Below are 23,356 nucleotides of genomic sequence, written 5' to 3' on the forward strand. Positions count from 1 at the left end.
CCATTTCCTGCATAAAAGGCAATCAAGCAAATATATTGCAGTTCCTTTGTAAATGTATGCATTTTTATGTATAATAGTAATGATTGCCAGAAGTCAAATTTGAGGAGGAGGAGGTCTTCTATGGACCATATGATGTTTGAGGTTGGAACTGCTCTGATTCTGGTTGCTATAGCCTCCGTAATTGCTGGAAAGCTCAAGTTCTCGATCATACCGTTCTTGATTGTGCTCGGGATGCTTGTCGGTCCGCATGCACCAACGATAGGGATTCTTGACTTTAAGTTCATTGAGAGCCAGGGGATCATCGATTTTCTGGGACAGATCGGTATTCTATTCCTGCTCTTTTACCTTGGTCTTGAATTTTCGGTTCAAAAATTGATCAAGTCCGGACGAAACATTGTGGTAGGCGGAACCGTATATGTAGTATTGAACTTCGTGCTGGGTGTGGCTTACGGTTTCGTGATCAACATGCCTCTGTACGAGACGCTGATCATTGCAGGGATGCTGTCGGTTTCCTCCAGCGCCATCGTCGCTAAGGTGCTTGTGGATCTGCGGCGCACGGGGAATGCGGAGACGGAACTCATACTCGGCATGATTTTGTTCGATGATATTTTCCTTGCCGTGTTCTTATCGATTATGTCGGGACTGCTGTTAGGCGGGGCTACATCGATAGGGGCAACGATCCTCTCGGTTTGCATTTCCATAGGTTACATGCTGTTGTTCTTTGTTATTGCGAGAAAAGGTCCACCCATACTTAACAAATTGCTGAATATTACGTCCAGCGAGATTTTCATTATCGTAGTGTTCTCGTCGATGTTCTTTATTGCCGGGTTTTCGGAGACGCTGCACGTAGCCGAAGCGATCGGCGCGCTGCTGTTCGGACTGGCTTTATCGGAGACGGATCATAGCGAACGGATCGAGCAGCTGGTCATACCTTTCCGTGATTTCTTTGGAGCGATCTTCTTCTTCAGCTTCGGTCTCGGCATCGATCCGACCACGCTGGGGAATGCGTTATGGCTGGCTCTTGGCGCCGTGGTACTGACCATAATCGGCAACCTGGTCGCAGGCATGATAGCGGGACGCAAGGCCGGACTATCGCATAAATCGTCGCTTAACATCGGCTTGACTATTATGGCGCGCGGGGAGTTCACGATTATCGTTGCGAATCTGGGACTTGCCGGCGGACTGTCCGCGATGCTGAAACCATTCTCGGCACTCTATGTCCTGATTCTCGCGATTCTTGGGCCCTTATTGGCCAAGGAGTCGAAGCGCGTGTACCGTGGAATGAATAAAATATTCAAATGGAGCGATCCAGTGGAGAAAGTGAAAAAAAGGAATGCATAGGGAAGCCCGGGATGATTTACTTTCTTCCAACTAATCTATATAATCTAGAGATTGAATTAACCCCAGAACGGAGGATTTACACATGAGTATTATTCGCGAATCTGATCTGCCGGGTATCGGGAAGAAGTTCCTTATTCAGGCGAGATCAGGGGATAAGCTGGTTGTTGTTATTCATGACGATGGCCGTAGAGAGTTGTACCACTTTGAAGATGACGATCCTGAGGAGACCATCTCCCAGATTACATTAGAGGATGACGAGGCAAGACAAATCGCAGGCATTATCGGCGGCATGACGTATAAACCGAAAGCGCTGGAGACCATCGAAGTGACGCTCGAAGATTTGATCATCGAATGGGCGCGAATCGAGCCGCATTACAAATGCGTGGGACAATCCATTGCAGGGCTTCAGGTTCGTCAACGTACTGGCGCTAATGTATTAGCGATTGTGAACAAGAAAGAGCAGAAAATCAATCCGGGTCCGGACGACATCCTGACAGCAGGATCGACGCTGGTGCTTGCGGGCGAGCGCAAGCAGATCAAGCAGCTGAAAGAACTGCTGGTCAACGGCTAATAACGAATAGCTTCACAGGTCTTTAGTTGATCCTGTCGTAACACGTAAGCAGCAAGCTCCTCCATGGGTGAGGGGCTTGCTTTTTTTTGCGCGGATCCTTTAAATTTGAAATTTTTCGCGAAATGATCTATCTTTGATAGTGAGGCTATCATTTTTGGGAAAGAAGGCGTGTACAGCATGAAATTGAAAGACAAAGTAGCTATAATTACGGGCGGTGCCGGCGGAATCGGCAGCGGCATGGCTCTGGCCATGGCCAAGGAAGGCGCCAAGGTCGTCATCGTGGACGTGAATGAGGATAAGGGTCGCGAAACGGAGAAAGCGCTGAGGGCATATAGCGATTCGATGTTTATTAACGGCGATATTACGAATAAAGCCTCGATTAAAGGAATCGTGGATGACGTTGTGAGCACCTACGGCAGACTGGATATTCTCGTTAATAACGCGCATGTGTCCAAGCAGGTACCCATTGTGGAAACAACCGATGAAGTGATGGCATTGTCGTTCAATACAGGATTCTATCCGACGTTTTATTTCATGCAGGAATGTTATCCTCATCTGAAAGCAGCCAAGGGCAAGGTGATCAACTTTGCATCCGGTGCGGGACTGTCCGGCATGGTGAACCAGGCCTCCTATGCCGCAGCGAAAGAAGCGATCCGGGGATTGTCACGCGTGGCTGCCAACGAGTGGGGAGCAGACGGCATCAATGTCAATCTGATCAGTCCGATCGCGCTGACGCCGGGCGTAGAGCAGTGGAAGCAGGCATTTCCGGAAGCGTATCAAGAAATGGTCGATAAGATTCCACTCAAAAAAATGGGCGATCCCGAGCAGGATATCGGACGCGTGGCCGTGTTCTTGGCTAGCTCCGATTCCGATTACATGACCGGCCAAACGCTGATGGTGGACGGCGGTTCCATCATGCTGAGATAATATACGATGCTGATTTCTAAAAAAAAAGCGCCAAGGGCTGCCCCTTGTGCGCTTTTTCTGTTTAATAGCCGTAAGCTACGGGTTATGGATAACCATGGAGGACCGGCTATTTCCGCGCCACGATCATAAACCGTGCGGAATTCGTCCGGATTCCGAGATCTGTGCGATGCTCCTCGATGAATTGCTGCAGGATGCGGAAATCCGATTCCTCCTGTCCGAATCCGGGAATGATGGGCGTGTGCTTAAGCAGGAAGATAAGATCCTCCTCACGCTCATAGTACTCGACGGCATCATATTCGGCGCATTGGATATCGCGAAACCCTGCCAGCTGAAGTTCTATCTTGTATTCCTCCATTAAAGCGCCGTCTTCGCGGGAGGATTGTCCTCTGCCGAAGGCTTGGGCCAGATTAGCTTTATCGCATTCGCGAACCTGCTGCGTTAGAAACACGCCATCATCGGTTAATACCCTGGCAACCTCCGAAGCACGGAAAGGGGAGTGCCGGCATGAAATCAAATCGAAAAACGCCTCCGGGAATTGAAGCACCCCTGCATCCATCTGGACAAAGCGTACGTTGGAAGCCGCAGCCTTCCGTTTATTACTCCGGGCAGTCTCTATCATCGCATGGGAAAGATCGATTCCAATCAGCAATGCCGCCTTCGAGGCGATGGACAACAAGTTCTCTCCGCCTCCCGTGCCGATATCCAGCAGAACGCCCGATGATGTGCACCGCTTGCTAACCTCATCGTAAAAATTCCACTCCACGCCTTCCGAGATCCATCTGACCTTGCTGAAATCCCAGCCGTTTAAGGCTCCTACGATATCATAAAATGATTTGTATTCCTGTGATTTCATATATATGGTTCACCTTTTCAATTGAGATAAAATGGGATGCTGAAAACAGATCGTCTCATATTCGTTCGCTCAGTTACTGTGATTCTGGCTAGGCCCGGTCCAGTATGACAGACCGGGCCCAGCTACTTCGAACGGCAAGGATCCTTATCAGCATCCAATTCACCCCAATTAAAGATTATTTTAAGAGATAAGAGAGTATAAGCTTCAGAGTCTTACTATCCTTATCTCGCAAGAAAAACTTCCGCTATACGCGGTCTGTCTTCTGAGAAAGTACGTCGATAGATATTTTTCTTATTGTAAGACCAAGGATTCTTCGGGATCAAGGAGAATTTTATTAGGAGGATGAACCAGAATCTTAAGCAATTGTTAAGAATTTGGAAGTAAGACGTTAAGAAATGTCTACTATACTGGTTGAATTCGTTTCGGTTAGGAACGAGAAAAATTCGGACTTTGAAATGAGAGGGTACTGCCATGAACAAAATGAATTCTCTGCCAAGGGAGCGTCTTCCCGAGCTGCAATTGGTCCGCGCATTCGCCATTATCGGCGTGCTGTCCGTTCACTCGACATCGTATGCCGTATCGGCCATGACGGACTCCAAATACTTTTTCATCTACAATTTTATGAACATCTTCATGAAATACGGAACGCCGACGTTTATATTTTTGAGCAGCCTGGTACTCTTCTACAATTATTATGACCGCCCTACGACCAAGAAGCTGATCGGCGGATTCTACAAAAAAAGATTGCTGTACATCATCATCCCGTATACACTCTTTTCCGTGTTTTACTTCGGGCTGCTGCACTATCTGCATTATCAAGGCAGGCCGTTTGGCGAGACGATGGAGAGTTTTATTCAAAAGCTGTTGACCGGCAAAGCGTATACGCATCTGTACTTCGTGTTTATCAGCATTCAGTTTTATGTGCTGTTTCCGCTGGTGCTGTGGTTGTTCAAGAAGATGCCGCAGCTTGCAAAATGGGCGATACCGATTGGACTGGTGATCCAGTGGACGTTTATACTGATGAATAAGTATTATTGGCAGGTGCCGAATAAGGGAAGCTGGGCCCTGTCCTATATAGCTTACTTCATGCTGGGCGCTTTTATCGGCATCTATTATCCGAAACTGAAGGCCTGGCTTGTGATCAGCCGTGCCAACGCACAGCCTTACCGCATAGCGGCTTGGACGATGCTGTGGATCGCATGGGCAGCTGCCGGTCTCGGCCATGTGTACATTTATTACAACAACCGTCTTCACGGAACCGGATATAATTCAACGCTGTACGAGCTGCTGTGGAATATGCATACTTACTTTGGGGCGCTTGTCCTGCTCCAGTTCGCCATTCTGTTCTACCGGGCCGGGGTACGCGGATGGACGCCCGCGCTGGAGAGACTGGGGGCCGTATCCTTCGGGATTTATCTCATTCATCCGTTCTTTCTGCTCGTCTACCGTCAATTCCCGCTAACCACGGGGAACTCGATCCTAACCCATCTGTGGTATGCGGGCGGTTTTGCGGCAGCCTTAGGCTGTTCATGGATCGTCGTGGAATTGACGGTTCGATATATACCGGGCTCATGGGTGATTTTCGGTAATATTCCGAAGGCGAAGAGATCGGGTAAACCAACCGATGCGCCGGCTGTGCCGCTTTCCGGTTCCTAGCCTGTTTCGCAAGAATAGGACGTATACCCGACGAGGCATGGCCATGGCGAAAGGAAACCAAAACAGCAGCATTGCCCGGCCTGACAACATCCATGGAGAAGAGAACGTAAAAGGCGTTATGCTGACTGCCGCTTTATGATCAAGGAGGAGCCATGTCTGGAGTTACGATACTGATGGTTGACGATGAAACCGAAATTTTGAAATTGATGGAGATTTACGTCAGGAATGAGGGCTATACGCTGCTCACCGCATCTCATGGCCTGGAAGCGCTGGAGATTCTAAAAAACCATAAAGTGGATTTGATCATTCTCGATGTCATGATGCCGCAGATGGATGGCATCCAGGCATGCATGAAGATTCGGGAGGAGAACAACACGCCCATTATCATGCTGTCCGCCAAGAGCCAGGAGATTGACAAGATCGCTGGACTCAGCATCGGCGCGGATGATTACGTGACCAAACCGTTCAGTCCGCTGGAACTGGTCGCAAGGATCAAATCGCAGCTCCGCCGGTACAAACAGCTGAACAATCAATCGGTACGGGACGAGAACGAAATCCAGATCGATGAGCTGATCCTCAATGTCGCGTCCCACCGGGTAACGGTGGCCGGTAGGGAGATTAAGCTGACGCCGCGCGAATTCTCCCTGCTTCATACGCTGGCCATCAACCGCGGACTCGTGCTGAGCATGGACAAGATTTATACCGAGGTATGGAACGAGCCGTTCATGGAATCGAAGAATACGGTCATGGTCCATATTCGCAAGCTGCGCGAGAAGATCGAGAAGGATCCGCAGCAACCGGAATACATTAAGACGGTATGGGGGATCGGTTACAAAATAGAGTAAACTTAACCAGAGGTGACTGACTTGAAAGGATTGAAGCTTCATAGCATCCGCCTGAAGATGCTGCTTATGCTGCTCGCCAGCATCGGCATCGCGGCCGCCCTGCTTATCATACTCTATGCGTTAAGCACGCTGGTCCTCTCCATTCCGGCCATCAACCCGCCGCTTGCCTGGATCGTCAATAACCTCGGTTCGAAGCCGGTTATGTTGGTCACGGGCGTCATTCTTTTTTTGGCAAGCTATTACATGAGCACGAGGTGGTTTGCCCTGGATCTGCGGAAGGTAGAGACCGGTCTTCAGGACATCACGGCCGGACGATTCGATTCCAGAATCGAGCTCGACACCCGGGACGAAGTAGGCGCCGTCGCTGCTAGCATTAACCGCATGACCGAGCAGCTGAACGCGTACCTGGAGGAAATCACGCATGGCCTTCGCGAGATTGCCAAGGGGAATTTCGATACCGAGATTCCTGTTCGCTCAGGCAGCCAGCTGGGCGAGGTCGCCGAGAGCATCAACCAGATGAGCAGGCAGCTTCACCAATCCATTCTGGAGGAGCGCCATGCGGAGAAAACGAAGAACGATCTGATCACGGGGGTATCCCATGATCTCCGGACGCCGCTGACATCGATACTGGGGTTCCTGGAGGTTATCGAGGAAGACCGGTACCAGGATGAAGTAGAGCTGCGGTATTACGTGAATATCGCTTATGAGAAAGCGCAGAATCTGAAGAAGCTGATCGATGACCTGTTCGAATACACGAGGATCAATAACGGGCTTCCGCTGGATATTAGGGAGATCGATATGGCTCAGTTCATGAGACAGCTGATCGAGGAATTCGTGCCGTCCTTGGAGAAAGCCGGGATGGAATGCAAGCTTGCGGCGGAGGAAGGCCTCGTTATTCGGGCAGACGGCGCCCAGCTTGTCCGGGCTTACGAGAATCTGATATCCAATGCGATCCGGTACGGAGAGTCGGGACACAGGATCGACATCGCCGTCCGCAGCGTGGGCGGTCAGGTGAGCATCAGCTTCACCAACTACGGCGATCCGATTCCGGAGCGGGATTTGCCTTTCATCTTCGATCGCTTCTACCGCGTGGAGGCTTCCCGTTCGAAGCAGACCGGGGGCACGGGACTGGGACTGGCGATCACGAAGAGCATCGTGGAGGTCCAGGGCGGCGAAATCCGGGTTCGGAGCGACCGGCAGCGGACGACCTTTGAAACCCGCTTTCCCCAAGTCGTATAGCAGCAGTTCGCTTGCCGCACGGTGGTCGTTCTGCATTGCGAAGCAATTGAGGCAGCCAAAGCGAACGCTCCCTTCGAGGGAGCGTTTTTATATGATCCTGAGAAGGGCTCCCCGATCGCTGCTGCAAGGATCCCTATGGAATTGTTCAGTTTTATTTAAGCATTCGTTAAGAACTTGCCCCGCTGATTGATAAGATATGTTCCTTATACTTTCCTTCAGAACGTACATAAGGAGGAAGTCGGATGGAATCCTTGGATTATTCGAAACGGAACGCCAGGCTCGTGGTGGCGTGGCAGATTATGATTGTGATGGTTGGTGTCATTTTATTATCGGGATGCGCAGAGTTCAGTGCATTCCGTGCTAATATGCAGATTGAGGAGCGATCCATCGGCGGGGCGGCATCAGAAGGCAATCGAGACTCGTCTATTGCCCCCGCATCCTTTATCGGTCAAGTGTGGGGGGAATTATCGGACGGCGTGTCTAATCGCGCCAGAATCATGACAGGCAGGCAAACGCAGAGCCGCAGCGTACCTGATTCAGCCTGGCGAATGAATGTCCGATGATGCTGAAGAGAGCGAGCCTGCGTCGGATCAGCCGCGGAAGCATCACAACAGGAATAGCCCGTTCATACACGCGTTAGAAAGAGCTCCTTTTCTGAAAGGGAGCTTTTTTTTGTTTTGATTTTGGAACATATTGTCTTATAATAGCGTTTACAATATATATGCTTGTATGGGAGAGGATGGTTTCTTGTGAGTACACGCGTTTCGATCCGTAAGCGACTATTCATCGGAATAACGGCAGCCGCCTGCATTTCACTCGTCGGACTTCCGGCTCAGCAGGCGCAGGAGGGCACTCGTCCCGTATTCGCCGATGCTGCAGGAACCGGGAGCTTTACATCCGGTCAACGCGTCACGCTTCAGCAGAGGACTGCTTTTTTCCCTAATGCGCTTAGCAAGAACAGCCATCTGAGGAATCTCAAGGCCAGCTATTACGGGGCCGATGGAGAATCGCTCCGGCTTCACTCCGTGAAGGGGGAAATGGCATTAATCAAGTCCGATTCCCGTGGGGACCTGTGGCTCCCGACATGGTATGTTTCCAAGGAAGCTGCCAAAGTGAACGATATTTCCCCGCTCTCGCTTCAACTGCGCAGCAGCGGCAGCATATACCTGGCTCCCGGAAGCGCGGTGAAATGGCCGGTATCCCAGACGGGAACGTCCCTCATCGCCGTAGCCCAGTGGAAGGACTGGTACGGCGTTATGGTCGCTCCCTCCAAGTGGAAGGAAGATTACCGGATCTACCGCCCGGCGATGATGTGGGTACAAGGGAAGGACACGACAGCCAAGAAGGCGATGCCTGAAGCGCTTCTCGGTGGCAATTCGGAAGTAGCGACGGATGTGGTGCGCAACTTGACGGAGTTTCTTTTTAAGAAAGGGACCCCTTCTTCGTACGTGAAAAAGCTGCTCGGCGAACCGCAGGCGAGGGAGACATCGCGGAATCAGGAATCGAGCTCCAATCAACCGATGATACTCGGGGAGACCTTGAGATACGAGCAGCGGGATGCCCATTATACCGTGACGTTCTCCCCATCCGGAAAGCTGAGTTCCAGCGAATGGGTAATCCCTTCGGCGGGATCCTTCGAGCGGAGTTACAATCCAGGCGATGATTACGAGTTTACCTATCGTTTGGACGTCCTGCCGCTGCGCAAGACCATAACAGCCGATCCCGATTGGCGAAATCAGGGTAATCTGAATTTCACCTTCCTGCTGGAGGCCAACGAGGATGTCCTGCTTCTCAAGGGAGATGACGGCGGGTTCAGCGGGATGCACGATAACTCTTCCTTGTACGCAATTGACCGGGGCACCGGCAAGAAGCTGTGGCAGGAGGATGCGGGATTCGGATGGTATACGGCCATTACAGATCGGGAGCGGCAGCATGTCACGATGTACTCGGCATATAACCCTGAGGTTAAGGATTACGTGGCCCGCGTGCGGCATATCCGGTTGTCGGATGGCAAGGTGTTATGGGAGGTTAAGCCCAAGAACGAATTCGGTTTGACGATGACGGCTGCGGCCGATGCGATCGTACTGGTCGAAGCTTTGAACATGAACGAAACCAAAAGCGTGCTGAGCGTCCTGGATCAGGATACCGGTAAGCAGCGTTGGAAAAAGACCTTGTCCGGCGAACACCGCTTGCTGAATGCAGGAACGGACGATCCGTACGTGCTCATCGAGCAGAACGGACAGCTTACCGCTTACGATCCGGTCACCGGCAAAGCGGCATGGCATGTGAAGGTCGGCAAGAGGGTGATGGACGATCCGTCCCGAGATCCGTATTTTACCGGAGGTTATCGTTACGATCCAACTGCGCCAGCGGATATGACAACACGATGGATGCTGCTTGGCAAGGAATGGGTTCTGCTCAATACGGAAACCGGCGAGCGCGAAGACACGTATCAGGCACTTGAGATGGAAAGGTTCGAGGTGTTGAATGAGCGGTATCTGCTGGTGCAGCGTGCGCTTGGCGGGGAGTATTTCAGCGGGGCCGCCGCTTACGAAAGTGTACTGTATGACCGCCTTGAAGATAAGGAACTATGGACAATTAAAGGGAAGGCCACCCGTGGCGTCATCAAGGGAGCGCGAGTCTATCTTGCCTTGAACGGCATTCCGGCTGCGGTAGATATAGAGAGCGGCAGCATCCTATGGAAGATGGAGACCACTTCCAAAGCGGGTGACGATCTGTCCCATCTGGTTGGCAGCAGCTACGGAATCCTGGATTCGTACCTGCTGATAAGTTTGGGAAGCGATCTTGTGGTGTTGAACAAGGAAGACGGCAGAAGCTTGGGCAGATTGCATGACGTGATCACCGGCAACGTCGATTTGCGAGAGACCTATGCCAAAAACGGCGCGCTGAACGTAACGGATCAGGATGTGCTCGTCGGCACGGTCAACGGAGCTTTTGTTCGTTATGATGCCCGAGCGTTAAAGGAACGCTTGGATGAGCTGTTATAGCTTGTATCGATAGATGACTAACACCGTAGGGAGACGTCCGCAAAGGAGGAAGACTTATGGGCAAGAGGCTTAAGATAGCATGGATTCCGATCATCAGCCTATTGTTGATCCTATGTTTGGGCTGCGGCAGCAAGCAGTCGGCCAGTTATGCGTCTTTGGTAAAATACGATGACCAAGAGTATATCGGAAAAGGCACTGAGGGTGCCGAGGCTTTTGCTGAGGCGGATTTGACCTTGGCGGGCACGATCCAGAAGCGGCTCGAGCCTGATCAATATCCGGATACGCATTTATCCTCGAACGAGCTCCCCGAAGGCACGGAAATCTATGTCGTCGATGAACATACGTTGGTGGCTTTGCAGGAAGGCCGAAGATTCAGGGTGTTTGAGCGCATGGAATAAATGCAGATGAACGATAAGCGTCCCTGGTGTCTGGAAACAGATGCTGGGGGCGTTTTTTTGGTCTTATGTTATCTTGCGAATTTTGATATTGTTTCGTTTCTATTGAATGGTATAATATTCCTGGTTCAAATTGACTAGATTTGAAAGACTTACATTCTGATAAGAGATGAGGTTCATTCATGTTCAAGAAAATGTTGGTTCTGCTATTGGCGGTTTGCGTGATGGTTCCCAGCGTGGCCGGTGCAGCATATGGGGAGTCGGGCAAGGCAAGCGCCAAGATTGCAATGCTGCTGCCCGATGGCACGCCCTTGATGGAGGACGGCACGGTCTGGATTACGTACAGCCGTCTTCCCATCAACCGAATCCCGATTCCGATGGGCGGAGATCTGAAGTTCGTCGCGGGCTCCAGCGGATACGGATTCGGCGTCAATAACGCGGGCGGACTAGTCATGTGGGGGGAATCGGGTTATCAGGCTGTAGCGGGTGCTAATCATGTGAAACAGGTTGGACAAGGTTACTGGTTGACCACCGACGGCATCGTCCATCGCATGGTTGATTCCAAGCCGCAGACTGTAAAGGGGTTTGAGGGAGTTTCCGTTTTTGACGAGAACAACGGGATTATCGGCGGCGTTACCCAGTCGGGGACGGTCTTATACCATAATCGTGCTTATACGCCGGAGCCCGTGGCTCTGGGTCAAGCAGCGGACGTGGGCGCGATCCGCAAAATCAAGGTTGCCGGAGACTACGCCGCTATTTTATACAATGACGGAAGACTGGTGCTGTTCAGTACCCTTCGAATCAACGGCAGCACGACTTACCTGTCCCAAAACTTGATTAGCGACGGGGCTGATATTTCTTTCGGTAAAGAACAGAAACTGATTTTCGTCAAAAAGGACGGAACGGTGTGGAATGCGAGATTGGATGTATTCACGCAAACCTTCGAAATGAGCCCGTTGAACGGGATCAGCGGAGTGAAAGAGATTGTGGGAATCGAAGGTTCCAAGAGCTTTTTCGCCCGGCTATCGGATGGGACTTGGACCGAATATGATCATGGACAATTATATGATGTGACGGTTCCGAGCATTACGGGCGTTACGCTAAAGGTAGCGAACAGCAAGCCGAAGGTGGGGAGCTCCATCACGCCAACGGTCGAATTTCAGTACAGCAGCGGAGAGAAGCACAAGATTCCGGCGAATATGATCGCTTTGTCCGTAGACAAGCCGCATTTAATTAAAGCTGGAGATAAAGGAACTTACAAAATCATGGGCGTAGGCGAAGCCACGCTGACGGTGGAGGTCGCGGGCAAGAAGCAGTCCGTGAAAATCGTTTCAGGACTTGGCAAGCCGTTGGAGAACGCCAAGCAGGAAAAGGGGATTACTTACCTGCCGTTGAAGCCGGTATTCCAAGCCGTGGGAGGCTCGGTCCAATATCAGGCTGCTTCCAAGACCTTCGACATTACCGTAGGAGAAACCAAGCTTTCCGTTAAGGCAGGAAGCAAGCAGGCGAAGATCAACGGCAAAACCGTGAACATGAAAGGCGCCCCGATCCAGAACAAAGGGGAGACGCTCGTATCCGCGGATCTGCTGACCGCAGCACTGGGTGCAAAACTGAAATGGGATGCATCCAAACAGCAAATGACCGTGACGCTGGGCGCGGCACAATTCGTCGTAAAGGGCGAGCCGAAGAAGGCAACGAGCAGCAGCAACACCGGAAACGCCGGGAAAAGCAAAATGTCATCGGTTCCTGCGACCGGAAGCATGGCTGGTTGGAGGCTGCTAAAAGGCCATGAATTTGAAAAATCCTTGCGCATTTATTACCAATACAAGAATGGCATTCTGTCGACCAAAACGGAAGATATCCGCAAAGTGGATTTGAATAAAAAAGTGACTTGGACGGATGATTACGGTCGCAAGCATACCAACACCGTCCGTGAAATCTACTCCCTGTTCACCCTTTCGAATGAGTACACCTCAGAATGGCTTCACAAAAAGTTCGGAAGACTTTATGAGGACTGGCTGCTTAGCTCCTTGGTAGATGCCGCTCGGATTGTTGAGCAGTATTTGCAGGAGACCGGTCAGATGCCGAGTTATGCACCCAATGTAACCCTTACGCCGGATGCGGTATTCGAATACGAGTAAGCGAATGCGAGCAAGCAAAAAAGATATTCTCGTTTCGGAAAAGGGCCAGGAGATTCCTGGCCCTTTTTGCTATGGAAGCAATCCTTTCTCGTGGACGAATACCATCCCACTGCAAGCTCCATCCGTCTCCCTTATGCGGCGAATATTATAACTTACATCAAAATATAGTAAACGTAAATGCAAGCCCTGTTACTTGCAATTTTAAATACAAAGGGGGGACATTCATGAAGCGAAGGATACCGCCTGACCGATTGTCTGAGCCGGGGGCGGCCGATACTCCGCCTCCCAGAAGGCACACCCTGTTTTGGAGAATGTTCGCGAACTATTTTCTCCTTATTCTCATCCCCGTCATTGTTGCTTCGGTTCTTGCTCAGGTGCTTGTCGTTCGCATCATCGAAAAGGATGCCGAGCGTTTTAACCAAGTGGTGATGAACCGGTTCTCCGAGCAGACGGATGCCGAGCTTCAATCGCTAAAGACAAGCATGATTAATATCCTGAGCACATCCAGATTGCGGAGCGTGCTGCTCGCTCCCATGTCTTCGTCGCCGGAAAGCCAGCTCCTTCCGGAGCTGCTTCATTCCCTGCGGGAGCAGCTGCAGCAGCTGGAATCGGATGAATTGGTCGAGAAGGCTTATTATTATTTTGTCCATCAGGATTTAATGATCGATGCCGAGACCTATACGAACAAAGCGTATTATTTCAGTTCCCGCTATCCATTGGATCTGAACCGCCGCCACCAGCTGGAAGCCGAATTATCCGGCAAGAAAATGATGGATTTCATGGATTCCCCCGCTTCCGTGACGGCTTCCATGAGTTACCCGTTCAATACCGCCGCCCCTGAAGTTTACCTCCTGGTCGAAGTGAAGCGAGACAAGCTTGAGGAGAGGATTCATATTCCGGAGAGCTGGGTCACGGGCACGGCCATTGTGGATGATACTGCCCAAGTGATCGCCCGGACCGGTTTGACCGAGCAGGACCAGCATGCCCTGCAGCAGCGAATACGCACGGATGGTTTCGCTTCGCAATTTACGATATCGGACAAGATGGGGCTGTCCTTCATGGCGTCCGGCTTCAACGAGTCCTGGCATTATATCAGCATGGTTGATCTAGGCACATTGATGAAGCCGGTCCATATTACCCGCTTAATCTGCTGGTTGTTCCTCCTGTTCTTCCTCATTGTCGGCGCGCTCGCCTCGTATTATTTAAGCCGGCGCTTGTACCGGCCGATTCGGGAGATCAAGGATGGCTTGAAGCTGCATCATGCTCCGAATGAAGAGGGCCGTTACGAAGGCAACGAGTTTGACGTCATCAAGCGCTACTCCCAGTTCATCATGACCGAGAATAAAGAGCTGTACCAGATGGTGAACGGGATGCTGCCGATCGTACAGGAGCAGTTTTTCACGAAAATCCTGCTGGGGCAATACCGGGATGCCTTATCGATTGAGTACTACGCCAAGGAGATTGAGTTTGCTTACAGCCATAAGGCGGTGAGAACCGTCCTAAACATCTCTTTTCACTATGACCGGTCGTTCTATGATTCGACTTCGGAATCCGCCAAGATCTTTTTGCTGACGGAGCTGAAGGACAAGATCCACCGGCTGGCGCCGCCCGGCATGGTCTGGATCTGCCAGACAAGGCCGGATTTGATGGCTTGCGTCGTCCAGCATGATCACATCACGGAGGGGTATCCGGAACGAACAGCGGAGCAGATCAGGCACGTGTTTCTGGAATACGGTGTCTATTATAAAGCGACGATCGGCATCGGCAGAACCGTTCATGCCATCGAAGAGCTGCATCAGTCCTATGAGCATGCGCTGGCTATGCTGAATTACCGGGGGCTGCATTCCACGGTGGAGATTTGCGGCAGTCCGCCTTCAAGGGAGCTGCAGCAATGGGACTCTTTCCTGTCCGTGCAGGAGGTCCAGCGGATCCACAACCAGTGCAAAACCCGGGAGTATGACAAGCTGCTCCAATCCGTGCTGGATCTGCTGGAGGAAGGGAGGCGCAAGGATGCGGCAGCCGTGCAGATGAAATATCTGCTCGCCGATGTGCTCAACACCTGGATTCGGGCGGTGGAGTCGGAGCGCAATGAATTGAACGTTCCCTATTATTCCGGTCTGTTCGAGCGAATGAATCGCTGCATGACATGGGACGAGCTGACGCAATGCTTCCAGGACATTCATGGCTTTCTGTTCCGGAAACCGGCCTCCAGCAGCCGCAGCCAACAATTTATGGAGATTTTGGAGTACATTCACGAGCACTACGATCAAGAGCTGTCGATCGAGCATTTTGCCGGCATGATGAATATGTCCATCGGGCATTTCAGTCGAACCTTCAAGGAGGAGGTCGGCGAGAAGTACGTGGAATATATCGCGAAGTACCGGCTGATGAAGGCGAAGCAATTTTTGCTTGAAACGGATTTGAAAATAGACGAAATCGCCGAAAAGGTGGGGTATTGGGGGAGGAATTCCTTGATTCGGGCTTTCCGCCGATATGAAGGCATAACGCCTGCCAAATACCGGAGTTCCCATCAATAAGAAAGAAGAGACTGCATTATTTTCTGAAGTCTCTTTTTTTGCATGGAACAGGCCGAAAGCCTTGCGGCGCGGGCATAACAAAACATGCGTCATAAGGAAAAGATGTTTGCTTTACGCGAAGGAAGCACGGCTCGTATAGTGGGGACAACAACAAACAAACGTAAATGCTTTCAATCGGAGGTGGGGATTATTGGCGCAGCTATCACGGATCGGCTATGTTCTGAAAAAGCATAAAGCGTTGTACTTGCTGATGCTGCCCGGCATCTTGTACTACTTGATATTCAAGTACGCGCCGATGTACGGCATCATCATTGCCTTCCAGGACTATTCGATCGGCCGGGGCATTTTGGGAAGCAAATTTGTGGGACTGAAGCATTTCATTGAATTTTTCTATGTCACCCCCGATGCATGGAAGCTGATACGCAACACGATCATGCTGAACGTGTACGATCTGCTGTTTCATTTTCCGGCGCCGATCATTCTGGCGATCCTGTTCCATGAGCTGAAGAGCAAATGGTTCAAACGGTTCGTGCAAAACATCAGCTACATGCCGCATTTCCTGTCGACCGTCGTGATCGCGGGCATCCTCGTCACCTTCCTGTCTCCGACCACGGGCGTGGTGAACCATCTGCTCGTCAAGCTGTTCGGCATCGAGCCGATCATGTTTCTCGGCATGCCGGAGTGGTTCCGGACGGTGTACGTGGGCTCCGAAATATGGCAGAAGGTCGGGTGGGGGACCATTCTCTACCTGGCTGCGATTGCCGGCATCGATCCGACGCTGTACGAGGCGGCCAAGATGGATGGAGCCAACCGGTGGCAGCAGATCCGGCATATTACGTTCATCGGCATGGTGCCTGTCATGATTATTCTGTTCGTGCTGTCGCTCGGCAATTTCATGGAGGCCAGCTTCGAAAAAATCCTCTTGATTTACAACACGATGAATTACGAAACCGCGGATGTCATTAATACCTTTGTGTACCGGCGGGGCATCCTGGATGCCGATTTCAGCTTCGCGACCGCAGTAGGCCTGTTCCAGTCGGCGATTGGCTTCATACTGGTCGTTGCGGCCAATCGGGTCGTACGCAAATACTCGGAGACCAGCCTGTGGTAAGGGAGGTGCGCGATGAAAAAGCAGGAAAGCTTCGCTTCGAAGCTGTTTGACGTATTCAATATATTGTTCATGATTGTGCTGATCATGGTAATGGCCTACCCGATGGTGTACGTATTCTCGGCTTCCATCAGCAACAATGCCATGGTCGCGAGCGGCGCGGTGCTGCTGTGGCCGAAAAAGATTACGCTGATCGCTTACGAACAGCTCATCTACAACCCCGATCTCTGGGTGAGTTACTGGAATACGATCCGGTACACGTTCCTGCATACGTTGCTGACGCTGATTGCAACCTCGGCGATGGCGTATCCGCTGGCAAAGCGGTGGCTCCCCGGCCGAAGAGTGATTCTGCTCATGGCAGCGTTCACGCTTCTCTTCAGCGGCGGCATGATTCCAACCTTCCTGATCGTTCAGAAGCTGGGAATGCTGGACACGATCTGGGCGATCGTCCTTCCGTCGCTGATCAGCACATGGTACCTGTTCATTATGCGGACATTTTTCGAGGCGCTGCCGGAGGAGCTTGAGGACGCGGCTGCCATCGACGGATGCGGATCCATGCAGATTCTGGTGCGGATCGTGCTGCCGCTATCCGTGCCGGTGATGGTCACGATCGGCCTGTTCACGGCGGTGAATCAATGGAATTCCTTCTTCAGCGCTTTGATCTACCTGAATGACAGGGAAATGTACCCGCTGCAAATCATGATGCGCAACATCCTGATCGCCGGCACGAACGTGCAGGGCGAAGGCGACCTGACGCATCTGGAAACGCTGAAATACGCCATGATCATGATCGGGACGCTGCCGATCCTGTGCGTCTATCCGTTTATCCAAAAATATTTTGTACAGGGCACGATGATTGGCGGTATTAAGGGGTAGTCATGGATTTAACGGGAATCCATTTCTATACGATGTGATGATAAAAAAAGGAGGTTATGGAATGCGGCAAAAGGGGTTCAGAACGGCGCTTGCCATGATCCTGCTCTGCGCGATGCTGGTTACGGGCTGCACCGGCGGGGGCAAGGACGATTCGGGGACGTTAAGCCCTGACAAACCGGTTACTTTTTCATGGCTCGTATACGACCGGGTGGAGGGCAAGGTTCGGGATGACTGGGAGATTTTCAAAGAGATCGAGGCCAAGACGGGCGTCAAAGTGAAGTTCCAGATCGTCAGCCAGGAAGGGCTTGAGGAGAAAAGGCAGATCATGATTGCCACGAATACCGCTACCGATTTTATCCAGGTGCCGACGCAGGACGGCCGGGAGCATGGGCCGGAGAAGGTGTTCCTGAACCTCAATGATTATTTGGATCGGGCTCCGAATCTGAAAGCCTTTTACGAGAAATATCCTGAAGCCAAGGCGCTGGCAACGGGCACGGACGGAGGTTTGTATACCGTACCTGTCCTGGAAGGGGATGCGGAAGGCAAGGGCTTTAACTTTATCTGGTATGCCCGCAAGGACATTATGGATCAGCACGGGATACAGGCGCCGACCACCGTGGATGAATTTTATCAATATCTGAAAAAGTTGAAAGAAAAGGTGCCGGACTCCTACCCGCTCATATCGAACGCGATCGTAGGCGACACGGGGCTGTATACGACCTTCGGGCGTATCTTTACCGGCATCAGCGGTTATTACAACCTGGATCCAACCACGGATCAATACGCATTCGCGCCGTATCATGAGAATTATCAGGATATGCTGGTATACCTGAATAAGCTGTATGCGGAAAAATTGCTGGATCCGGAATTCTCGCTGCTGACGCAAGCGCAGTGGGAGGAGCGCATCCTGACGGGCAAATCCTTGGTGACGTTTTTCTGGAAGGCCGATCTTGAATCCTTGGTTGCCAAGGCGAGGGGGGCCGGCACGGCGGAATATGAGCTGGACGCAATTCCATCCTTTGCTGCCGAAGGGATCAAGAACTATCAGTTCTCCCGCCCGGTCGTTGGCACCGTCGGCCGAGCGATATCGGCCAAAGTGAAGGATAAGGAGCGCGCCGTCCAATTCCTCGATTATTTGGTCAGCGAAGAGGGGACGAATTATCTGTCCTTAGGAATCGAAGGCAAAACGTATACGATGGAGGACGGTAAAGCGGTATATAACAAGGAGTTCGGCGAATCTCCGTTTAATGCGCTGCGCAAGGATTGGGGCGTATGGTATGACCTGATCACGCTGAATAACGCCAAGTCGCGGGAAGTGTGGGAGCGCGGGTTAAGCGAGAAGAGCAAGGATATCAATGCAAGGTATGAGCAGTATATCGTCCCTGCACCGAAGCAGATCGTCAAGACGGAAGAGGAGCTGGAGCTCGAGAAATCGAAGCTGAACAATCTGAATAAATTCCTTGAACAGAAGGTAACGGAGTTCGTAACCGGCAAAACGCCGATCAACGATTCCACGTATCAGCAATTCATCGACCAAGCGAAGAAACTCGGCTCCGACGAACTTCTTGCCATGTATAACACCGCATATACGCGCACATACGGCGGCAAGTAATTCTTAATGGAGATGGGGGGAATCAGGCAATGGACGATACCAAAATCATCGATGTCGACGTTCATAACGAGCAGGACGACAGGGCGCTGCTGCCATATCTGCAGGAGCCTTGGCGCTCCCGGGTAGCGGCATCCGGCATCGGGTATGCAGGCTCAGGGTATTACTCGCCGATCGGCGTGATGAAAAAAGACTCGATCCCTCCGGGGGGAGGCAAGGCCGGCTCCGATCCCGATTATATGATCAAGCAGCTGATCGAAGGCTACAATCTGGACTATGCCGTATTGACGGGAGTCGTCTATAACATCTCCTCCACGCATGATCCGGATTATGCAGCGGCGATATGCTCGGCTTATAACGATTATCTGATCGCCGAGTGGCTTGGCAAGCATAAAGCTTTTAAGGGAGCCATGGCGGTAGCTACCCAGGACCCGCTGCTGGCGGCACGCGAGATCGATAGGATCGGCGGCCATCCGGATATCGTAGAGGTGATGATCTCCAGTGCGGCGAGGTCGCCGCTGGGACAGCGCCACTATCACCCGATCTACGAAGCAGCGGCGCGTAACGGCCTACCGGTCGCGATCCACCCGGGAGCGGAAGGCGGCGGGAGCTCGACGGCTCCCACCGCGGCCGGCTACCCGACCCGGTACATCGAATGGCACACCTGTCTCTCCCAGATGTTCATGGCGCATCTGGTGAGCATGGTCTGCGAAGGCGTGTTCGTGAAGTATCCGAACCTCAAGGTCGTTCTGGTTGAAGGCGGTGTAGCCTGGCTGCCGGGCTTGATGTGGCGGCTGGACAAAAATTACAAGGCACTGCGCGCAACCGTGCCCTGGCTGACGAGAATGCCGAGCGAGTACATCCGGGATCACTGCTACTTATCGACGCAGCCGATCGAGGAGCCGGATAATCCGCAGCATCTCATCGATCTCTTCAATATGATCGATGCCGAGAACATGCTGCTCTATTCCAGCGATTATCCGCATTGGGACTTCGACTCGCCGGGCCATGTCCTGCGGGGCCTGAAGCCGGAAGCGCGGCGGAAGATCTTTTATGAGAATGCGAAGCAGCTGTATCGGCTGGATTGAGGGATTGGATGAATGGATGATGGATAAATGGACGAACGGATGAACGGATGAACGGATGAACGGATGAACGGTATCCGTATGAACCTAGCATGAATAATTGAAGCTGGGGCTATGGGCAAACCAAAGACAAACCAAAGACAAACCAAAGACAAACGAAAGACGAACCAAAGGCGAGAGAAAGTCGAAAACAAAGTTGAAAGAAAGTCGAAATCAAAGGCGAAAGAAGAGGGTCGAAAAGAAAGGCAAAAACAAGGTTGGACCCAAGTTGAACCAAACTCAAAGCCAAACCCTACAAAGCTGGGCGCATAGGCAAGGAGGTGGCATGTATGGCGGTACATTACGTGCTGGCGGAGGAGGACATTCCGGAGGGCGGGCACGCGGTCGTGAACATAGAGGGACGCGAAATCGGCATCTATCGGGTCAACGGCGAGTATCATGCGATTCTGAACTACTGCCCGCATCAGGGGGCGCCAATCTGCGCAGGGCTGGTCTCCGGTACGACGCTTCCTTCGGAGGTATACGACTACGAATACGGCCGGGCAGGCGAAATTGTCCGCTGTCCCTGGCACGGCTGGGAATTCGACTTGCAGACCGGCAAGTCGCTGTTCAGCGACCGGATCCGGGTGAAGAAGTATAAGGTGGAGGTCCAAGAGGGCAAGATCGGGGTGGTGATGGGGAGGAAATAGGCGGGGAATTGAAGGAATGTGATTATTGGGGCTTCTGGTATCATTACTAGCCATGGGAACTCAAGTTACTTGTGTCAGCTTTTAACGGACCCTAGATCCGTTATTTAAGATCAAAACTCGATTTTTTACAATGTATCGGACTCCAGATCCGCTTATGTGCGAATTATGGATGCCAACACCAATAAAAACAGCAAATAAGGTCCTCTATGTCCGCTAAAGATACCAAAAGGGCTATTTTGTACGAAATAAGGTATTCTGAGTCCGTAAGAAAGCCGAAAGCCCTCACGACCATAGAGCAAGAGGACTTCGGGACATATGGAATGATATGGCGATCATATTTTTGGACGTCCGGTCCACAGTGAATTGCTGCTCACTGCACTGTTCGTCTAAGCGGGGGCATAGGTACGGTGCGTAGTCCGGTAACGGCTTGGATGGCTCTCGATTGAAAAAAGAGCGAGTATGGTGGGAGTGAGCCCCTCATACTCGCTTTTTTGGTCGTCCCGGTATTTCCGGCAGGTATAGTGTTTTCTACTATAATCCCTTATACCACCTGCGACAGCACCAAGCCCCCGTAAGCGAACGCGGCCAGGATCACCAGTGCCGGGTGGATCTTGCGGATGTTCATGGCCCAGAAGGCGACGGCGGCAATGCCGAGGGATTGCAGGAGGCCGATGGAGATGACGGAGCTTTTGCCGATCTGCCAGGTCAGGGTCAGCATCATGATCGCGATGACCGGCTGAACCAGCAGAGTCATGCCTTTGACCACGGGCGACGTGCGGTATTTCTGCAGCAGATTCAGGAGCCAGATGAGCGCTATCGCGGAAGGGATGACCGTCGCCGCGAGGGCGAGCGTCATGCCCATCCAGCCGGATACGTCGTACCCGACAAAAGCCGCGATTTTGGTGGCAATCGGCCCGGGAAGCGCGTTGCCAAGCGCAAGCATGTTGGAGAATTCCGGGTCGGTCAGCCAGCCGTGATTCGTGACGATTTCCTTATACATGAGCGGGATCGAAGCAGGACCGCCGCCATAGCCGAGCACGTTGGAGACAAAAAAGCTGATCAGCAGCTGAAGCCATTCTTCCATCAGGCGGACCCCTCCTTATCCCGTCTTTGTTTTTTGAGTTTGGCTACGGTTCTAAAATGCACGGTGCCATAGGCAAGGAACAGCATAATGACGAGAGCCGGATGGATCTGTATGCTTTCCAGCAGGAGAAACGACACCACAAAAAATCCGATGCCGGCGTAAATGCCAAGTCCCTTCACGGCCTTCTCGCCGAATTCGTAAGCCATCGTGCCCAGCATGACCGCAATGACCGGCGTAACGCCGGCAATCATGCCCGCCACGACTTTGGAGCTGCTGAGGAACGTCACCGCCGACAGCAGGGCGATCATCGCGATGCAGGTCGGGAGGATATGCGCAAGAACCGCAACCACCGCGCCTAGCACCCCTTTTTCCCGGTAACCGAGATAGGCGGCCATCTTCGTGGCGATCGGACCCGGGAGCGCATTGGCCAGAGCCAGCACCTCTCCGAATTCATCGTCGCTGAGCCAGCCGTAACGAACGACGGCCTCATGCCGGATCAGCGGAATGACGGAGGGACCGCCGCCATAACCGAGTATGCCGGTTCGGAACATGCCGAACGTTAATTCCATGTATGGATTGCTGTTTTTATCATCCAAGGGTAGGAGTCCTTTCTGTCGAAAATCAGAGCCTGATGCCCATTCGGCTTTTATAGCGCTTGATTAAGATCTGCGTGTCCACGCTGGTTATGCCCGGAAGCGGGTAAAGCTTCTCGTTTAGAAACATTTCCATTTCCTTATGATCGGCAAACAAGCCGTGCATATGCAGTTTGCTGGGACCGGTCATATGATACAGGCTGGTCACATATGGCTCGTTCTCGAGAGTGTCCGCCACCTGCTGCAAATATTTGGGCTCAACCTCCACATTGAAAAAAGCGGACACCGAAATCCCCACTTTCTCCGGATTAATGACGGCCGCGAAGCGCTCAATGACGCCGTCATCGATCAGGGCATTGACCCTGGCCTGCGCGGCCACGCGGGACAAACCGATCTCCTTAGCCAAATCCGTGTACGAGATTCGTCCGTTTTTTCCGAGAATCGCAATGATTTTACGGTCCGTATCATCAATCAGGGGAGATGAGTTCTCGCCGGCAGCGTGAATATTCATGGAATGCAGCTCCTTTAGTTTTAATTATATGTAAGACTAACCGCGTGTGGATATTACAAAACGTAATTAAAATTAAAGTTACACTTACGATACGTTTAAATATATAAGTTCTTTACATTGTTTTCAATATGATTTGCATAATTTGAAACTTTTTCTCCGCATTTCAAGTCTAAGACTATGGATAGAAAAAGATAGATTTGAATGATTTGGATGTTGACATGCCTCAATGGAGAAGGCGGAATGATTCCGGAGAAGCGAAGCGGTCCCCTTTGACCATGGATTTTCACC

General features: G+C 51.8%; 20 protein-coding genes. 16 read left to right on the forward strand and 4 right to left on the reverse strand.

Annotated elements, in window-relative coordinates:
• Positions 1-120: 120 nt before the first annotated feature.
• From AC3RCL_RS06280 to AC3RCL_RS06290, 3 genes are all read left to right on the forward strand, one after another.
• Positions 121-1,341: a cation:proton antiporter gene (locus AC3RCL_RS06280; protein WP_009589754.1), complete on the forward strand. Its 1,221-nt coding sequence runs from the start codon at positions 121-123 to the stop codon at positions 1,339-1,341.
• Between the two features lie 82 nt (positions 1,342-1,423).
• Positions 1,424-1,912, forward strand: coding sequence for a cation:proton antiporter regulatory subunit (locus AC3RCL_RS06285; protein ID WP_009589718.1), 489 nt, complete (start codon positions 1,424-1,426; stop codon positions 1,910-1,912).
• Positions 1,913-2,089: 177 nt separating this feature from the next.
• Positions 2,090-2,839, forward strand: a complete 750-nt coding sequence (locus AC3RCL_RS06290) for an SDR family NAD(P)-dependent oxidoreductase (protein WP_213580440.1) — start codon at positions 2,090-2,092, stop codon at positions 2,837-2,839.
• Between the two features lie 106 nt (positions 2,840-2,945).
• On the opposite strand, the gene AC3RCL_RS06295 is transcribed toward AC3RCL_RS06290, so the two are convergent.
• Positions 2,946-3,692 (reverse strand): class I SAM-dependent methyltransferase, encoded by a 747-nt coding sequence (locus AC3RCL_RS06295; protein ID WP_492534923.1) that lies wholly within the window; start codon positions 3,690-3,692, stop codon positions 2,946-2,948.
• A 471-nt stretch (positions 3,693-4,163) separates the two neighbouring features.
• On the opposite strand from AC3RCL_RS06295, the gene AC3RCL_RS06300 reads away from it, so the two are divergent.
• The 13 genes from AC3RCL_RS06300 (at position 4,164) to AC3RCL_RS06360 (ending at position 20,880) form a co-directional block, all read left to right on the forward strand.
• Complete coding sequence (locus AC3RCL_RS06300; protein ID WP_192569483.1) at positions 4,164-5,348, forward strand: acyltransferase; 1,185 nt, start codon at positions 4,164-4,166, stop codon at positions 5,346-5,348.
• Positions 5,349-5,500: 152 nt separating this feature from the next.
• Complete coding sequence (locus tag AC3RCL_RS06305) at positions 5,501-6,193, forward strand: response regulator transcription factor (protein WP_012819373.1); 693 nt, start codon at positions 5,501-5,503, stop codon at positions 6,191-6,193.
• A 21-nt stretch (positions 6,194-6,214) separates the two neighbouring features.
• Entirely contained in the window at positions 6,215-7,432 is a 1,218-nt protein-coding gene (locus AC3RCL_RS06310; protein ID WP_192569482.1) for a sensor histidine kinase, read from the forward strand.
• A 242-nt stretch (positions 7,433-7,674) separates the two neighbouring features.
• The gene (locus AC3RCL_RS06315; protein WP_096775203.1) at positions 7,675-7,995 is read left to right on the forward strand and encodes a hypothetical protein; all 321 of its coding nucleotides are present in this window, start codon (positions 7,675-7,677) and stop codon (positions 7,993-7,995) included.
• Positions 7,996-8,181: 186 nt separating this feature from the next.
• A complete protein-coding gene (locus tag AC3RCL_RS06320; RefSeq protein ID WP_492534926.1) occupies positions 8,182-10,440 on the forward strand; it encodes an outer membrane protein assembly factor BamB family protein in 2,259 nt (752 codons plus the stop codon).
• A gap of 56 nt (positions 10,441-10,496) precedes the next feature.
• Complete coding sequence (locus AC3RCL_RS06325; protein ID WP_213580445.1) at positions 10,497-10,838, forward strand: hypothetical protein; 342 nt, start codon at positions 10,497-10,499, stop codon at positions 10,836-10,838.
• A 179-nt stretch (positions 10,839-11,017) separates the two neighbouring features.
• Complete coding sequence (locus AC3RCL_RS06330) at positions 11,018-12,976, forward strand: copper amine oxidase N-terminal domain-containing protein (RefSeq protein WP_492534929.1); 1,959 nt, start codon at positions 11,018-11,020, stop codon at positions 12,974-12,976.
• A gap of 224 nt (positions 12,977-13,200) precedes the next feature.
• A complete protein-coding gene (locus tag AC3RCL_RS06335; RefSeq protein ID WP_492534931.1) occupies positions 13,201-15,513 on the forward strand; it encodes a helix-turn-helix domain-containing protein in 2,313 nt (770 codons plus the stop codon).
• A gap of 190 nt (positions 15,514-15,703) precedes the next feature.
• On the forward strand, positions 15,704-16,624 hold the full coding sequence (locus tag AC3RCL_RS06340) for an ABC transporter permease (protein WP_090910674.1): 921 nt from the start codon (positions 15,704-15,706) through the stop codon (positions 16,622-16,624).
• A 12-nt stretch (positions 16,625-16,636) separates the two neighbouring features.
• The gene (locus AC3RCL_RS06345) at positions 16,637-17,497 is read left to right on the forward strand and encodes a carbohydrate ABC transporter permease (protein WP_036662331.1); all 861 of its coding nucleotides are present in this window, start codon (positions 16,637-16,639) and stop codon (positions 17,495-17,497) included.
• 61 nt (positions 17,498-17,558) lie between these two features.
• Positions 17,559-19,109: an ABC transporter substrate-binding protein gene (locus AC3RCL_RS06350; protein WP_492534934.1), complete on the forward strand. Its 1,551-nt coding sequence runs from the start codon at positions 17,559-17,561 to the stop codon at positions 19,107-19,109.
• Between the two features lie 29 nt (positions 19,110-19,138).
• Positions 19,139-20,194 carry an amidohydrolase family protein gene (locus AC3RCL_RS06355; protein ID WP_036662337.1) on the forward strand — a complete coding sequence of 352 codons (1,056 nt, stop codon included), beginning with the start codon at positions 19,139-19,141 and terminating at the stop codon, positions 20,192-20,194.
• A 326-nt stretch (positions 20,195-20,520) separates the two neighbouring features.
• Entirely contained in the window at positions 20,521-20,880 is a 360-nt protein-coding gene (locus AC3RCL_RS06360; RefSeq protein WP_492534936.1) for a Rieske (2Fe-2S) protein, read from the forward strand.
• A 541-nt stretch (positions 20,881-21,421) separates the two neighbouring features.
• On the opposite strand, the gene chrA is transcribed toward AC3RCL_RS06360, so the two are convergent.
• From chrA to chrS, 3 genes are read right to left on the reverse strand one after another with little or no spacing between them, the layout of a single operon-like run.
• On the reverse strand, positions 21,422-21,964 hold the full coding sequence (gene chrA / locus AC3RCL_RS06365) for a chromate efflux transporter ChrA (RefSeq protein ID WP_492534938.1): 543 nt from the start codon (positions 21,962-21,964) through the stop codon (positions 21,422-21,424).
• On the reverse strand, positions 21,964-22,533 hold the full coding sequence (gene chrB / locus AC3RCL_RS06370) for a chromate efflux transporter ChrB (RefSeq protein WP_277749007.1): 570 nt from the start codon (positions 22,531-22,533) through the stop codon (positions 21,964-21,966). The genes chrA and chrB overlap by 1 nt, the downstream gene beginning before the upstream one ends.
• 52 nt (positions 22,534-22,585) lie before the next feature.
• Positions 22,586-23,068 carry a chromate efflux transcriptional regulator ChrS gene (gene chrS, locus AC3RCL_RS06375; protein WP_213580451.1) on the reverse strand — a complete coding sequence of 161 codons (483 nt, stop codon included), beginning with the start codon at positions 23,066-23,068 and terminating at the stop codon, positions 22,586-22,588.
• Positions 23,069-23,356 lie beyond the last annotated feature (288 nt).

It is taken from the genome of Paenibacillus sp. MT86, assembly GCF_058792535.1.